Below are 15,338 nucleotides of genomic sequence, written 5' to 3'. Positions count from 1 at the left end.
GTCCGTCCTCACGCCAGCGACTCCGGCCGCTTCCACTCCTGGCCCAGCACGTGCTGCGACAGGAAGGCGAGGACCGTCTCGTACCAGGCGACCACGTTGCCGGGCTTGAGGATCCAGTGGTTCTCGTCGGGGAAGTACAGGAACTTCGACTCGACGTCGGAACGCTGCAGGTCCCACCACAGCCGCAGGCCCTCGGCGATCGGCACCCGGTAGTCCTTGTCGCCGTGGATGACCAGCATCGGCGTGGAGATCCTCTCCAGCGACAGGTGCGGGGAGAGCGCGTCGTACAGCTCGCCGCCCAGGGCGCCGAACTCGCGCTGCCAGTACATCGGCGCGTCGGTCGTGCCGGCGAACTGGTCCAGGTGCCACAGCGAGGCGTGGGTGACGATCGCGGCGAACCGGTCGGTGTGCCCGGCGACCCAGTTGGCCATGTAACCGCCGAACGAGCCGCCCATGGCCGCCGTCCTGGTCTCGTCGACCTCGGGCAGCTCCAGCGCGGCGTCGGTGATCGTCATCAGGTCGGCGTGGGTGCGCGGCCCCCAGTTCGCCCAGCCCCGGCGGATCATCTCGGGGCCGTAGCCGGTGGACAGGCACGGGTCCGGCAGCAGCACGGCGTAGCCGCGCTCCGCCATGATCCACGGGTTCCACCGCCAGGACCAGTCGTTCCAGCTCGACAGCGGGCCGCCGTGGATCCACAGCAGGAACGGCGCCGGGTTCTCCGCCGAGGCGCCCCGGGGCAGCACCAGCCAGGCCCGGATCGTCGCGCCGTCGTCGGCGGTCGCGGTGACCTCGGTCAGGGTGCCGGGCAGCTCCGGCACGGGCACCGGTGAGGCCAGCTCCTCGATCTCGCCGCCGGGGGTGATCCGCACCGGGCGGGCGGGCGAGTCCACGGCGCTGCGCAGCGCGTAGACCGAGCCGTCGGGCGCGGCGCCGAGCGACAGGTAGGCGCCGTCGTCGGCGGTGAGCCGGACCGGCTCCGACCCGTCGGCCGGGACCCGGAAGACGGGGCGGCGGCCCTGGTGGTCGGCGGCGACGTACAGCGAGCGGGAGTCGGGCGCCCAGACGACGTCGGACGGCCACAGGCCGCCGCCGGCGGCGTGACCCTCGCCGGTGGCGAGGTCGACGATCCACAGGGTGATCTCGGGGATGTCGCCGCCGTCGGCGCGGCGGGCGCGGGCGCACGCGACCAGGCGGCCGTCGGGCGAGACCCGGACCGGGCCGTCGAAGTCGTGGTCCTCCTCCTCGGCGAGGACGCGCGGGGCGTCGTCGCCGGACGTCCCGATCACGACGAGCCGGGAGTGGACGTCGCCGCCGGGCCGCGGCACCTCCCAGGTGGTCACCACCGCCGAGCCGTCCGGCGTCACGTCGTAGGAGGCGTTGCCCAGGGCCTTGCCCGGCTGCGGGGTGAGGTCCCTGACCCCGGTCAGCCGGTCGTCGCCGAGCGCGCCGGCGAACAGCCGCGTCTCGCCGGGGCCGAGGTCGTGGTCCCAGTAGCGCACCGGGGCGCTCTCGTGCAGGATCGCGCTGACCCCGGCGTCCTTGCGGCTCTTGCGCCGCTCGTCCTCGGTGGCCTCGTCGCCGGGCAGCACGTCGGCGGTGAAGACCACCGTCCGCCCGCCGGTGGCGAACCCGGCCACGCCGCCGGGCCGGGAGGCGACCTGCCGCGCCTCGCCGCCGCCCGCGGGCAGCAGCCACAGCGCGGGCGCCTCCTCGTCGGGGTCCTTGACGGCCGGGTCGGGACGGCGCGAGCCGAAGAGCAGGTCGCCCCCGGCGGTGAACTCCGCTCCGCTCTCGCCCTTGGCCGACCTGGTCAGCCGGTACGGCGCGCCCCCGTCGAGGGGGATCTCCCACAGGGACGTCCCGTAGGACCTGCCGTCGGGGTTGAGGGCCTGGACCACGCCGGCGAGGCGGGATCCATCGGGGGAGAGGCGGAGGGACACCAGCCTGGGAGTGCCGACATAGTCACGCATGTCGCTGAAAGGAGTCACGGTCCGAACCTACTCCCGTCTCCCCCCGGACCGGATACCCCCTCATCCGGCGGGACGCCCGCGGGTCGCCCCGGAAGACGCGGTGAAAAGAGGGAAGGGGACGGAATGTGACGGAGAAGACTCCCCGGAGGGCGTCCGGGAGGGCGCCCCGACCCGAATCCCCGGTGTGACCATGCGGAAGGACTTCCCGGCATGCGGTTTGATGAATGCCATGGGGACTTACGACGCACTTCTCGTCGTGTCGTTCGGCGGCCCGGAGAAGCCGGACGACGTGATGCCGTTTCTGGAGAACGTCGTGCGGGGCCGGGGGATCCCGCGCGAGCGGCTGCTGGAGGTCGAGGCGCACTACCAGCGCTTCGGCGGGGCCAGCCCGATCAACCAGCAGTGCCGCGACCTGATCGCCGCCGTCGAGCCGACGCTCGACATCCCGGTCTACTGGGGCAACCGCAACTGGCATCCCTATCTTGAGGACACGCTCCGGCGGATGGCCGCCGACGGCGTCCGCAAGGCCGCCGCCTTCGTCACCGCGGCCTACAGCTCCTACTCGGCCTGCCGGCAGTACCTCGACGACATCGCGCTGGCCAGGGCCGCGGTCGAGGGCGCGCCCGAGGTCGTCAAGCTGCGCCACTACTTCGACCACCCCGGGTTCGTCGCGGCGATGGCCGACCACACCCGCGAGGCCCTGGAGCGGCTCCCCGCCGGTCTGCGCGACTCCGCGCGGCTGGTCTTCACCGCCCACAGCATCCCGCTGTCGATGGCCAGGACCGCCGGGCCGAACGGCGGCGCCTACGAGGCGCAGCTGCGCAGGACGGCCGCCCTGGTCGCCGCCGAGCTGGGCGGGGACCGCCCGTGGGACCTGGTGTGGCAGAGCCGCAGCGGCGCCCCGCACATCCCGTGGCTGGAGCCCGACGTCTGCGACCACCTGCGGGTGCTCGACGCCCCGGCCGCGGTGCTGGTGCCGATCGGGTTCGTCTCCGACCACATGGAGGTCGTCTACGACCTCGACGTGGAGGCGGCGGAGACGGCGAAGGAGATCGGCCTGCCGCTGGTCAGGGCCGCCACCGCCGGCACCCACCCGCGGTTCGTCTCGATGGTGGGCGAGCTGCTGGCCGAGCCGGAGCCCGCCCGCTGCCCGCCCGGCTGCTGCCCGGCGCCGCTCCGCCGCCCCGCCACGGCGGGCGAGGCCAGGTAGGCGCGGGCCGCCGTACGGGACCCCGTACGGGACCGTCGTACGGCGATCCGCGGCCGGGGCCTTCCGCGGGCGTGGGCCGGCCCGCCGCGGGCCGGCCGGGGGTCAGGGGTAGGTGCGGGCGTAGGCCTGGGCGATCGACATGACCTTGGAGACGTAGGCCCAGGAGTGGTTGTAGAACCAGACGGCCTTCTCCAGCTTCTTGCCGCCCTGCCCGGCGCCGTTGGCGCACAGGTAGTTGGCCGCGCCCGGGACGGCGTCGTACGGGCTCCAGATGTCGGCGACCCCGTCGCCGTCGCCGTCGACCCCGTAGGTCTTCCAGGTGGCGGGCATGAACTGCATCGGCCCCTGCGCGCCGGCCGAGGAGGGCCCGTTGTTGCGCCCGTGCGAGCTCTCCACCTGGCCGATCGCGGCCAGGACGGTCCAGGACAGGCCGGGGCAGACCGCGGCGGCCCTGCGGTACAGATCCAGGTAGCTGCCGGGCCGCCCGACCTGCACACGCCGGGCGGCGGAGACGTTCTCGGTGGAGGCGGTCCCGGTCCCGGTTTCACCCTTGCCGCCGTTCTCGCCGGTCGGCGGCTTGGCGGTGGCCGGCCTCGCGGCGCGGGCGCTGCCCAGGGTGATCACCTGCGTGCCCCCTCCGGCCAGCCTGCGCACCAGGGAGCCCAGCTTGGCCGAGGTGTTCTCCGGGCCGTTCACCAGCAGCACCACGCCGGGGAGGAGGCCGAGGCGGCGGCCGGTCTCGGCGCCCACCAGGCCGTCCACGCCGGGCAGGCCGAACCGCGCCGAGGCCGCGACCCGCAGCAGCGGGCCGCCGTCCACCTGGTAGTGCGCGCCGAGGACCAGGCCGAGCCGTTGCGCCGCGGCGCCGTCGGCGACGAGCTCGCCCCGGTCCAGCGCCTCCCACACCGCGGGCTGGGCGGCCACGGCCTTCGGCGCCCAGGCGCGGAAGCGGGCGGTGTCGACCGCGAGCAGGTTGAGGCCCGTCCCGGAGATCTTGACCGCGCCGCCGTCGAAGGAGTCGATCTTCTGGACGTTCCTGAGGCGGGAGATGTCGGCCTTGGTCCTCTCGGGCAGCGTCGTCTGGGAGACCACGAGCAGCCGGGGCGGAGTGAGGGTGATGCCGGGCCCGCCGGTGGCGGCCGGGGTGGGCCTGGCCTCCGGGGTCCGGTCCCGGTCCTGTGGCCGGCTCCGGTCCTGGTCCTGGACCTGGGACCGGGCCTGTTCCCCGGCGGGCCGGTTCACGGGTTGCGGGACCAGGCTGGTCAGGTCCCTGACCTCGGACTCGGCGGCGGTGACGGTGAGGGGCTCGGCGGGGCGGGTGGCGAGGAACACCGCGGCGCCGGCGACCGCGAGGGCGACCACGGCGGCGAGCACCGCGACGAACGCCCCCATCCGGGGAACATGCGACACCGCGCTCACATTAGTTCCAAGACGCCGGGAGTGGGACACGGTCCGGAAAATGGCTTTCCTCCGGACGGGTCGCCGGGAAATCCTCGGTACGATCGACGCCGGAAAAACGGGGAGGGGTGCCGAGGGTGGCCGGGCTGTATCGAGGGTTGTTCGGCATGCCCGGGGCCAAGGGGTTCGTCGTCGCGGGCTTCGTCGGGCGGATGCCCATGTCGATGCTCGGCATCGGCGTCGTGCTGCTCATCCAGACGCTCACCGGCTCCTACGCCATGGCGGGGGCGGTCGCCGCCACCGTCAACCTCTCCTACGCCGTCGCCGCTCCCCTGTCGGGACGCCTGGTGGACAGGTTCGGCCAGGCAAGGGTAATCGTGCCGTTCGTGCTGGCGCACGGCGCCGCGCTGACCGGCCTGATGTTCTGCGCGGGGCCCACGGTCCCCCGGTGGGCCCTGTTCGCCGCCGGCGTCGCGACCGGCGCGACCGCGGTGTCGCTCGGCTCGCTGGTGCGGGCCCGCTGGTCGCACCTGCTGGCCGGGACCGATCTGCTGCACGCCGCGTTCTCGTTCGAGTCCGTCGCCGACGAGGTCGTCTTCGTGGCCGGACCGGCGCTGGTCACCGCCCTGGCCACGATGGTGAACCCGTACGCCGGCCTGGTGGTCGCGCTGACCTGCACGGTCGTGGGCACGCTCGCCTTCGCCGCGCAGCGCGGCACCGAGCCGCCCGTCCGCCCGGCGGGCGGGGGCGCGGGCAGCCCGATCACGATCCCCGGGGTCGCCCTGATGTCGGCCGCGTTCTGCGCGATGGGCGCGGTGTTCGGGTCGGTCGACCTGATCACGGTCGCGTTCGCCGACGAGCGCGGCGTCAAGCCCGCGGCCGGGCTGCTGCTCGCCGCCTTCGCCGCCGGGAGCATGTTCTCCGGGCTCTGGTACGGCGCGCGGCGGTGGAGGATCACGCTGCGCAGCCGGTTCGCCCGCGCGCTGGCGGTGTTCGCGGCCGGGATGGTCCCGCCCGCCCTGATCGGCGACCCGAGGCTCATGGCGGTGGCGCTGTTCGTCGCCGGGACGGCCATCTCCCCGACGGTCATCACCGGCTACTCGCTCGTCGAACGGCTGGTGCCGCCCGCCCTGCTGACCGAGGGCATGGCCTGGATCTCCACCTCCGTCGGGCTCGGCGTGGCGCTCGGGGCCTGGGCGGGCGGGCGGCTCACCGACGCGTTCGGCGCGTCGAACGCCTACGTGTTCTCTCTCGGCTGCGCGCTGCTGGCCGCGGCCATCGGCGCCACCGGTTCCGCCTGGCTGCGAACCCCTGTTGCCCGGCCAAAATCGTGAGTATCGTTCATGTTCACGGTCGGAGAGGTGAGCCGGCGGCCGCGGCGTGACCTCGCCCGCCCGCCGGCGGGCGAGGAGCGAGAAGCATGAGCGAGGCATTCCGTAACTGGGCCGGGAACCAGTCCGCCACGCCCGCGGAGGTCCGCACCCCCGCCTCGGCGGAGGAGGTGGCCCGCGCCGTACGGGACGCCGCCGCCGCGGGGCGCCGGGTGCGCATGGTCGGCTCCGGGCACTCCTTCACCGGGGTGGCCCTGACCGACGGGATGCTGCTGCGGCCGGGCGCGCTGACCGGGATCCGCGAGACCGGCGACGGAGAGGTGACGGCCGCGGCCGGGACGACCCTCGCCGCGTTCAACGAGGAGCTGCACCGCAGGGGCCTGGCCCTGGCCAACATGGGCGACATCACCGCCCAGACCCTGGCCGGTGCGGTGCAGACCGGCACCCACGGCACCGGACGGCACAGCGGCGGGCTCGCCGACCAGGTGACCGCCATGGAACTGGTGCTCGCCGACGGCGAGATCGTCACCGTGCGCGACGGCGGGCAGGGGAAGATCCGTGAAGGGGTGAGCGAGCAGGACCTCTTCGACGCGGCCCGGGTGGGGCTGGGCGCGCTCGGCGTGGTGACCGCGCTCACCTTCCGGGTCGAGCCGTCGTTCCTGCTGCGCGGCGTCCGGCGGCCGATGGCGCTCGGCGCCGTCCTCGACTCGCTCGACGAGCTGGCCTCGGAGAACGACCACCTGGACTTCTACTGGCTGCCGCACACCGACGCCTGCCTGGTCAAGCGCAACAACCGCGCCCCGGGGCCGGCCGATCCGCCGGGCGGGTTCCGGCGCTGGCTGGACGAGAGGTTCCTGGAGAACACCGCCTTCGGCGCGCTGTGCGCGCTCGGCGCGCGGCTCCCCGGCCTGATCCCCCGGCTCAACACGGTCTCCGCCGCGGCGCTGAGCGCCTCCACCCGCACCGACGCCTCCTACCGGATCTTCGCCACCGTGCGGGAGGTGCGGTTCCTGGAGATGGAGTACGCGATCCCGCGCGAGCACCTCGGCCGGGCGCTGCGCGAGACGCGCGACCTCATCGAGCGGCGCGGCTGGGGGATCACCTTCCCGATCGAGGTCCGGGTCACCCCGCCCTCCGGTGCGTGGCTGTCCACCGCGTACGGCAGGCCGTCGGCGTACATCGCCTGCCACGTCTACCGGCCGACGCCCAACCCGGCCTACTTCGAGGAGGTCGAGGAGATCATGACCGGGCTCGGCGGCCGCCCGCACTGGGGCAAGCTGCACACCCGGGACGCGGCCTACCTGTCCTCGGTCTACCCGCGGTTCGCCGACTTCCGGGCGCTGCGGGACGCGCTCGACCCGGGCCGGGTGTTCGCCAACGACTACCTGGACACCGTCCTGGGCTGAGAGCCGTCCCGGATCGAGCCGTCGCCCGGCCGGTGCGGGCGGGCCGACGGATGCGAGCGGGCCGGCGGGCGCGGCCGGTCCCGCGTGGGGACCGGCCGCGCGGCGTCACTCCCCGGCCGGGGCCACCTGCCCGACCTCCCCGCCCTGGACGTCCTCCTGGGCGGGGGCGTCCGTCTCGGCGGGGGCCTGCGAACCGGTCGGGTTCCCGGTGGGCTCCGGGGACGGCTCGACCTGGGTGGGGCTCGTGGTCGGAGCCTGGCTCGGGGTCACCGGGGCGGTCGGCTCCGGCGTGGCGCCGGTCCCCGGCTGCTCGGTCCGGTCCGGCTCCAGGGTCGCGGTCGGCTCCGGGGTCGTCCGCGGGGCCGTCTCCGAAACCGAATCGGACGGCCTGGGCGCCCGCTCCCGCGCCGGGGGGACCTCCTCGCGCCGCACCACGGGCCCGGGGTTGAAGCTCGTGCCCGAGCTCCGCTCGCCCTTGACGGTGCTCGCCACGGGCTGGCCGGTGGCCTTCTCGAAGCCCAGGATCGCGCCCATGCTCACCGCGAACGTGATCACCGCCGTCGCGGCCAGCATCCAGACCCGGGCCCGGCCGGGCCCGCCGTCACCCCCGGGGTGCCCGGCGACGGCGGGCAGGACGGTCGTGTTCCCGGGAGGACCGGCCGTACCGGCCGCGGCCGTGGACACGGCGGCGGGCAGCTCGGCGGTGATCCTGGACAGCTCCGCCGTGTCGGGCGCGGCCGCCGGGATCTCGGCCGTTGCGGGATCGACGTCCACCACGACGAGGTCCTCCAGCGCGCCGACGTCCCCGGTGTCGCCGTCCGGGCCTCCGGTCTCCTCCCGGGTCCCGGCCCCGCCCCGGAGGCCGGCCCCCTCGTAGGTCGCAACGGCCGGCATCAGCGAGGTCGGGGCGTCCGGATCCGCTCCGGCGGACCCGCCGGAGCGCCACGCGCGGGTCTCGCCGTACGGCGCCGCGAGGGTCTCACCGCTCGACGCCGCGGAGACCCCGCCGGACGGCCGCGCGGGGGCCTCGCGCACGGTGGCCAGCGCCGCCGTCGCCAGCTCCCCGTTGCCCTCGACCTTCTTCGGCGGGTCGTCGCCGGCCTCCTGCCGGGACAGGAACGGCAGGTGGCTGCCGGTCCGCTTCAGGTAATGGGTGTAGACGGCGCCGCCGACCGTGCTGCCCACGCTCATCACGGCGGCGCCGATGACCGTTCCCGCGACCCCGAGGTACGAGGCGGCCACCGCCGCCGTCATCGTGGCCAGGGCTCCCCCGATGATCTGCGGCAGGCTCAGATCGAACCTCTGCTCGCCGCCCATTCCCCGATTCAGTCCCTTCTCACGAGCTTTCGGTAAAGGGGTACGTAAAGGCTCCCCCGAAGAATGACGCATCCGCGTGTCCTGTTGTTCCTGTGACCTGTGCGACAGGCAGATTCGCAGAGCCCCGCGTCGCTCGACCCCGAGGGAGTCCGCCGGAGATGACATTCTCCCGCCAACCAGGCCCGCCATCGCTTCACGCCACACCGGGTGCCATAATCGCCACCGCCGGTGACGGCCGGGCCGGCCCGGCCCGCCCCTCGGGCGCCCCTCGCCGGCGCGCCCGTCCGAGGGCGGGCGGCACGGTCTTCGCCCGTCCTTCCGGCACTTGCCCCAAGTTCCCGGCGGTGCTCTCGTTGATCGGAGAGAATCCATTGGGACACTTCAAACCCGCTGCTCCATCCCGGTGGCCTGTAAGTTGATGAATGGAGCAAATGTGACCGGCGTCACATCGCTGCGACCCCCATCCAGGAAGGCGATGTTCGGACATGCCGGGTACGGTGCTGGCAGGCAACCGGCACACGCGAGAGACTCAAGGGTCCGGGGGAAGATTGAGCACGACGACGAAGGGACTCGCATGCAGGAGCTCCGACTCGTCGCGGTGAGTGAGGACGGAACCTACCTCGTGCTGGCCACGGCCGGCCGGGGCACCCGGTTCACGCTGCCCGTCGACGACCGGCTCCGCGCTGCCGTCCGCGGCAACTTCTCCCGTCTCGGCCAGTACGAGATCGAAGTGGAGAGTCCGTTGCGCCCCAAGGAGATCCAGGCCCGGATCCGCGCCGGCGAGACCGCGGAGGAGATCGCCGCCACGGCGGGCATCCCGGTCGAGCGGGTGCGGTGGTTCGAGGGCCCCGTACTCCAGGAACGCGAGTACATGGCTCAGCAGGCGCAACGCTGCGCCGTGCGATTGCCGGGCGACTCCGCTCCCGGTCCCACCCTCGGCGAGCTGGTCGCCGAGCGGTTGACCCGTCGCGGCGTGCCCGCCGACGAGATCGACTGGGACTCGGCCAAGAGGGACGACAACCTGTGGCGGATCAAGCTCGGTTTCGTATGGAACGGCCACACCCGCAGGGCTGAGTGGATCTTCGATCCGCGCAGGCGGCACATCACCCCGCACGACGACGAGGCCATGCGCCTGTCGTCCGGCGACTACACCGAACCGGTCGAGGACGCGACGGTCACCCCGTTCGTGCCGCGCGTGGCCAAGCTCGCGCCGGTGCCGCCGCTGACGTCCGAGCCGCTGAGCCAGCCGCCGGTGTCGTTCCCCTCCGTCGTGCGGAACGACGCGCCGGAGCCGGACGAGGCCGAGCCGCCGGCCGCGCGCGCCGAGCCGGTGCCGTACGAGCAGCCGCCGATGCCGCCGATCCCGGCCGGGTTCGACCCGCCCAGGCCGACGGTGCCGCCGCTGCGAGCCCCGGACTCCTACGAGCCGGTCCGGCTGCCCGAGCCCGGCTCGGTCACGCCCGTGATCCGGGTACGGCCCGCCGAGCCGCCGGAGCTCCCCAAGCCCGCGGAGCTCACGGAGCTCACGGAACCCGCGAGGTCCACGGAGCTCACGAAGCCCGCGGAGCCCTCGGAGGCCGCGAAACCCGCAGAGGCTCCGGAGGCGACGGGACCCGGGCGAGCCGGCACCGCCGAGCCCGCCGCGGAGACCGGCGCACCGGAGATCTTCGCCCCCGCCCCCACGCCGCAGTCCCCGCAGATCACGGCCGTCCCCGGATCCGGCACGCCCGGACCCTCCGGGGCCGGCTCCGCCGGAGCCGAGGTCGCGGAGGCCGGCGAGCCCGCGGCCGACGGACCGGCCGCGGCGGAGGAGCCGAAGGCCGCCCCGGCGCCGGAGCCCGCACCGGACGCCGGAACCGGCGGATCCGAGGCCGCTCCCGCGGAGCCCACCCCGGCCGCCCCGGCGGCGAAGGAGGAGGAACCCCGGCCTGAGCCGGTCGCCGACGCCCCGATAGCGGTGCCCGCGGCGCGCGTCAGCCTCGACAGGGGCTCGCGGGCCGAACCGGCGCAGGAGGAGCCGCGGCCGGCCGCGGCGGTGAAGGAGCCGCCGGCCGAGAAGCCCGCGGATCCGCCCACTCCGCCGCCCGCTCCACCGGCTCCGCCCGCCTCGCCCAAGCCCGCGCCGGCCCGGCCGGCGAAGAAGGCCAGGGGGCGGCGCGCGTCGGTGCCGACCTGGGACGAGATCATGTTCGGCGCCCGGCGCCAGGACTGACCGCGACGCGGGACGAGGCGGGGGTGACCGGTCCGGTCACCCCCGCCTCGCCGTTCGCCGTACCGGGTCAGGAGGGCGGGGCGTCCTCGGTGAACGGGGCGAGCCAGGCCGGCGTGACCTCGGCGGCGAAGGCCACCCCCTGGGCCTCGCCGACGTCGATCGCGGCGTAACCTCCGCTGCCCGCCCCCACCCCGGCGACCACGGTCAGCACGCCGGCGCGCCGCTGGAACCACGTCTGGCGCAGCGTCCAGCCGACCACGGCGCGCTCCTCGATCACCACCTGAGAGCGGCGCAGGGACCCCGAACGGACCGACAGCCGCCCTCCCTCGTGGGTGTGGCCCAGGGAACGGTAGCGGTCGAGGCCGAGGGGGACGCCCAGGACCGCGAGAACGAGGGCCGCCGCCACCGCCCACCACAGCGGCGGCCAGGACCGGGCGGCGACCGCGGCGCAGGCGGCGGCCACCAGCCAGGGGAAGACCGCCCGGAACAGGCGGCGGCGGCGCGCGACCGGCGGGTGCGGCCGCAACCCGGTCAGGATCGGGCCGACCGCCTCGCGCACCACGTCCAGCGCGGCCCGGCGCGGGATCACGGACAGCAGCTGCCCCCGGGTCCCGGAGTCGCCCAGCCCGGTCACGATCGCCCAGGCGCGGGCGACCCCGGCCCAGCGTTCGGCGAGCCCCTCGACCAGCTCGAACCCGCGCACCCTGCGCCGCTCCAGGGACACGCTCCTGCGGGTCAGCAGGCCGCGCTCGGCGACGAGGTAGCCGTCCCTGGCGCGCAGGGTGAAATCCCAGTTGAACACGGCGTACATCGCGGCGCCGAGCACCGGCATGGCGAGCACCAGCACCACCAGCGCGCCGCCGAGGAGGAGGGGGTGACCCCACAGCCACTCTCCGGCGCCGACCACGATCCTGCCGTCGATCCTCAGCTCGGAACCCCACTGGAACGCCAGGCCGGCCGCGCCCGCCACGAACGCGAACGGGGTCAGCAGGTAGGAGCCGGAGAGGGGACCGTAGGCCAGCCACCTGCGGGGCACCACGAACAGCACCCGCTCGGGGAGCGTCTCCCCGGTCCGATGACGCACCGGCGGGACGGCCGCGGCCGGCGACGGCCCGGCGGGCTCCGGGGTGCCCGGGAACGGCCCGGCGGGGACGGTGACCGCCGCCCCCGGGGGACCGTCCCCGTGGGCGGCGACCGTCCCCCGGGCTCCGGCGCGGCGCGCCGCCCGCGCACGGGCGTGCCAGAGCAGGGCGGCCTTGAGGCGCTCGGCCTCCACGAGCGTCACCCCGTCGAGCTCGCCCTCCTGCTTGGACCCGCCGGCGCCGGTGTCGATCCTCAGTACGGCGAGTCCGAGCAGGCGGTGCAGCGGCGGGCTGCTGACGTCGACGCCGCGGATGCGCTCCAGCGGGATGGTCCGTACCGACCTGCCGATCAGGGCACGGGTGAGCTCCAGCCTGTCCCCGATGACCTGGTAGGTGAAGGTGGCCCAGCGGACGACGGCGTACAGGACCGACCCGACGAGGCCGAAGGCCGCCCAGCCGAACGAACCGGACGAGAACCCGCCGAGGAACAGGACGCCGGTCAGCGGCAGCAGGAGCGAGGGCAGGGTGCGGATCGGCTCGGTCAGCAGCACCCGGGGGCTGAGCCTCAGGGACGGACCGGCAAGCGGCGGACCGGCAGACGGGCCGGCGGGCGCCGGGCCGGCAGACGCGCCGACCGGCGGCGGGCCGTACGCGCGGAGTCCCGGCGCGGCGTGCGGGCCGGGGTCTTCCCGGGAGGGTCCGGCGTGCGGACCGGCGGAGGGATCGGCCGGCGGATCAGCGCTCGGGCCGGCGTGCGGGTCGGCGGACGGGTCGCCGGGCCGGTCCGGCGGGTCGGGGAGACCGGTCACGTGGCGTCGTCCCTCAGCTCCTCGGCCCGCTGGGCGAGCCTCTCGGCCAGCGCGGCCGCGACGCCGTAGTCGAGGCCCTTGATCGTGGACGACCCCGCGTGCGAGGCGGTGCGGATGTCCACCGTCGCCAGGCCGAGCACACGCTCCAGCGTGCCCTGCTTCTTGTCGACCGTCTGTATGCGGCTGACCGGCACGAACGTCCACTGCCGGTCGATCCACCCCGAGCGGGCGTAGACCACGTCACCGCTGAGCTCCCACCGGTGCACGGCGTAGCGCCAGAACGGCTCGGCGAGCGCGGCGGGCACGACGAGCACCGCTGTCAGCGCGGGCAGCCATCCGGCGCCGTCGGCCAGCCACTCCGGCAGCCAGGACCACCGGCCGTCGCCGATCCACCCGGACAGGAGGAAGGCGCCGCCGACCAGCAGCACCGACCAGAAGAGCCCGTCCAGCAGCCACATCACGATGGCCTTGCGGGACACCGGGTTGGCCGGGGGCCGCAGCGGCACCTGTCCGGGGAGGGATCCGGCTCCCGCGGTGTCACCGCGCTGCTCGGTTCGGTCGCTCACACCGCCCAGCCTAAGGGGTCGCTCCGTCCCGGGTGGATTCGTCCGTGAGGGGACCGGGAGAGGGCCGGGAGGGGAGCCGCGGGCGTCCGGCGGCGGTGGCCCGTGCGGTGCCGGCGGACCGGCGGGCCGGCGGGCCGTGTCAGCGGTATGTCAGCGGCTCCTCTCCCGGCCGGGCGCGGGATCAGGGGGGTGTCAGCGGCCCGGTGCATCGTGGTGCCCGCCGGAACGACGAGAAGGGCGGGCCATGCGATATGCCATCCAGGCGAGCGGCCTGGTGAAGCTGTACGGGAAGACACGGGCACTGGACGGGGTCGACCTGGCCGTGCCCCAGGGGCGGCTGCTCGGCGTGCTGGGGCCGAACGGCGCCGGTAAGACCACCGCCGTACGGATCCTGGCGACGCTGCTCCGCCCCGACGGGGGCAGCGCCTCGGTCGGCGGGTTCGACGTGGTGGACCGCGCCCACGAGGTGCGGTCGATGATCGGCCTGACGGGCCAGTACGCCGCGGTCGACGAGATGCTCACCGGCGTGGAGAACCTCATGATGATCGGCCGCCTCCTCGGCCTGCGGAGGGCGGAGGCCCGGCTGCGGGCCGGCGAGCTGCTCGACCGGTTCGCCCTCGCGGACGCCGGGGGACGCGCGGCCAAGACGTACTCGGGCGGCATGCGCCGCCGCCTGGACCTGGCGGCCGGCCTGGTCGGACGGCCCCAGGTGCTGTTCCTCGACGAGCCCACCACCGGCCTCGACCCGCGCAGCCGCACCGAGCTGTGGGACGTCGTGCGGGGCCTGATGGCCGACGGGGTGACGGTGCTGCTCACCACCCAGTACCTCGAGGAGGCCGACCGGCTCGCCGACGACATCGTGGTGTTCGACCACGGCAGGGTGATCGCCTCCGGCACCCCCGACGAGCTGAAGGCCACCACGGGGGCGCGGGTCCTGGAGGTCCGGCCGCTCCGCGACGACCATCTGCCGCTGGTCTCCCAGGTCGTCGCCGACATCATCGGCGCGCCCCCCGCGCTGACCGGCGGCAGGGCCGTGGCCTCGGTGCGCGACCCGGCGGCCGTGCCCGCCGTCGTGCGGCGGCTCGACGACCTCGGCGTCGTCGCGGCCGAGCTGACGCTGCGCCGGTCGAGCCTCGACGAGGTGTTCCTGGCCCTCACCGGTCATCCCGCCGAGGAGACCGCCGGGACCGGGACCGGAACCGAGATCGAGAAGAAAGGAGCCCTCGCGTGACGACGGCGACCATGACGGCCACGACGGCCCCCACGAGGCGGGTCGGCCCGGTGGCCGCGCTGACGCAGACGGCGACCCTGGCCTGGCGCAGCCTGGTCCAGATCAAGCACAACCCGTGGGAACTGATCGACCTGGGCATCCAGCCCATCATGCTCCTGCTGCTGTTCACCTACGTGTTCGGCGGGGCGATCTCGGGATCGACGGGGGACTACCTGCAGTTCGCCCTGCCGGGGCTGCTCGTGCAGAACGCCCTGTTCTACACGCTGTCCACGGCGGTCGGCCTGAACACCGACATCACCAAGGGCGTCTTCGACCGGCTGCGCAGCCTGCCGATCGCCCGTACGGCGCCGCTGTCCGGGCGGGTCGTCGCCGACACCATCAAGCAGGCGTGGGCGTTCGCGTTGCTCGTCGGCTTCGGCATGGTCCTGGGGTTCCGGGTGGAGACCAGCGTGCTCGGCGTGCTGGGCGCGCTGGCGCTGCTGGTGGTGGTCGTGCTGGCCATGTCGTGGATGTCGGTGCTGATCGGGCTCCGGGCGGCCAACCCGGAGAAGGTGCAGATGTTCGCCTTCTCCATCATGATGCCGTTGACGTTCACCAGCAGCGCGCTGGTCGATCCGCGCACCTTCCCCGGCTGGCTGCGGGCCTGGGCCGATCTGAACCCGGTCACCCACCTGGCCGACGCCATCCGCGGCCTGCTGATCGGCGGTGAGGTGGCCGCGCCCGCGCTCGTCGCGCTGGCCTGGTCGGCCGGGTTCGTCGTGGTGTTCGCCCCGCTGGCGGTCCGCGCCTTCCGGGGCCGGGCCTGA

Annotated in this window: 11 protein-coding genes; 6 read left to right on the top strand and 5 right to left on the bottom strand. The window is 74.7% G+C overall.

Translation table 11 applies throughout. From position 1 onward, the window contains the following. Positions 1-8: 8 nt before the first annotated feature. Positions 9-1,970, bottom strand: a complete 1,962-nt coding sequence (locus HDA43_RS27995; RefSeq protein WP_179826974.1) for a S9 family peptidase — start codon at positions 1,968-1,970, stop codon at positions 9-11. 229 nt (positions 1,971-2,199) lie between these two features. Here HDA43_RS27995 and HDA43_RS27990 point away from each other — a divergent pair, with 229 nt between their 5' ends. Then, positions 2,200-3,180 carry a ferrochelatase gene (locus HDA43_RS27990; protein ID WP_218912664.1) on the top strand — a complete coding sequence of 327 codons (981 nt, stop codon included), beginning with the start codon at positions 2,200-2,202 and terminating at the stop codon, positions 3,178-3,180. A gap of 102 nt (positions 3,181-3,282) precedes the next feature. Here the strand turns inward: HDA43_RS27990 and HDA43_RS27985 are convergent, their stop codons facing one another. After that, positions 3,283-4,590, bottom strand: a complete 1,308-nt coding sequence (locus tag HDA43_RS27985; protein WP_312873579.1) for a lytic transglycosylase domain-containing protein — start codon at positions 4,588-4,590, stop codon at positions 3,283-3,285. 125 nt (positions 4,591-4,715) lie between these two features. Here HDA43_RS27985 and HDA43_RS27980 point away from each other — a divergent pair, with 125 nt between their 5' ends. Both HDA43_RS27980 and HDA43_RS27975 read left to right on the top strand, forming a co-directional pair. Beyond that, positions 4,716-5,912: an MFS transporter gene (locus tag HDA43_RS27980; protein WP_179826972.1), complete on the top strand. Its 1,197-nt coding sequence runs from the start codon at positions 4,716-4,718 to the stop codon at positions 5,910-5,912. A gap of 86 nt (positions 5,913-5,998) precedes the next feature. Further along, the gene (locus HDA43_RS27975) at positions 5,999-7,315 is read left to right on the top strand and encodes a D-arabinono-1,4-lactone oxidase (RefSeq protein WP_179826971.1); all 1,317 of its coding nucleotides are present in this window, start codon (positions 5,999-6,001) and stop codon (positions 7,313-7,315) included. A gap of 105 nt (positions 7,316-7,420) precedes the next feature. Here HDA43_RS27975 and HDA43_RS27970 read toward each other — a convergent pair whose 3' ends face one another. Then, complete coding sequence (locus tag HDA43_RS27970) at positions 7,421-8,632, bottom strand: hypothetical protein (RefSeq protein WP_179826970.1); 1,212 nt, start codon at positions 8,630-8,632, stop codon at positions 7,421-7,423. Between the two features lie 574 nt (positions 8,633-9,206). Here HDA43_RS27970 and sepH point away from each other — a divergent pair. Continuing rightward, positions 9,207-10,844, top strand: coding sequence for a septation protein SepH (sepH, locus tag HDA43_RS27965; RefSeq protein WP_179826969.1), 1,638 nt, complete (start codon positions 9,207-9,209; stop codon positions 10,842-10,844). 67 nt (positions 10,845-10,911) lie between these two features. Here the strand turns inward: sepH and HDA43_RS27960 are convergent, their stop codons facing one another. Continuing rightward, complete coding sequence (locus tag HDA43_RS27960) at positions 10,912-12,477, bottom strand: PH domain-containing protein (RefSeq protein WP_179826967.1); 1,566 nt, start codon at positions 12,475-12,477, stop codon at positions 10,912-10,914. Positions 12,478-12,731: 254 nt separating this feature from the next. Next, on the bottom strand, positions 12,732-13,301 hold the full coding sequence (locus HDA43_RS27955) for a PH domain-containing protein (protein ID WP_312873578.1): 570 nt from the start codon (positions 13,299-13,301) through the stop codon (positions 12,732-12,734). Between the two features lie 244 nt (positions 13,302-13,545). Here HDA43_RS27955 and HDA43_RS27950 point away from each other — a divergent pair, with 244 nt between their 5' ends. Then, positions 13,546-14,532: an efflux ABC transporter ATPase subunit, DrrA-related gene (locus HDA43_RS27950; RefSeq protein WP_179826965.1), complete on the top strand. Its 987-nt coding sequence runs from the start codon at positions 13,546-13,548 to the stop codon at positions 14,530-14,532. Then, positions 14,529-15,338: an ABC transporter permease gene (locus HDA43_RS27945; RefSeq protein WP_312873577.1), complete on the top strand. Its 810-nt coding sequence runs from the start codon at positions 14,529-14,531 to the stop codon at positions 15,336-15,338. The genes HDA43_RS27950 and HDA43_RS27945 overlap by 4 nt, the downstream gene beginning before the upstream one ends.

The organism is Streptosporangium sandarakinum (assembly GCF_013409935.1).
In the GTDB taxonomy this organism is placed as follows: domain Bacteria; phylum Actinomycetota; class Actinomycetes; order Streptosporangiales; family Streptosporangiaceae; genus Streptosporangium; species Streptosporangium nondiastaticum.
This window is presented reverse-complemented; position numbering and strand designations above follow the sequence as displayed.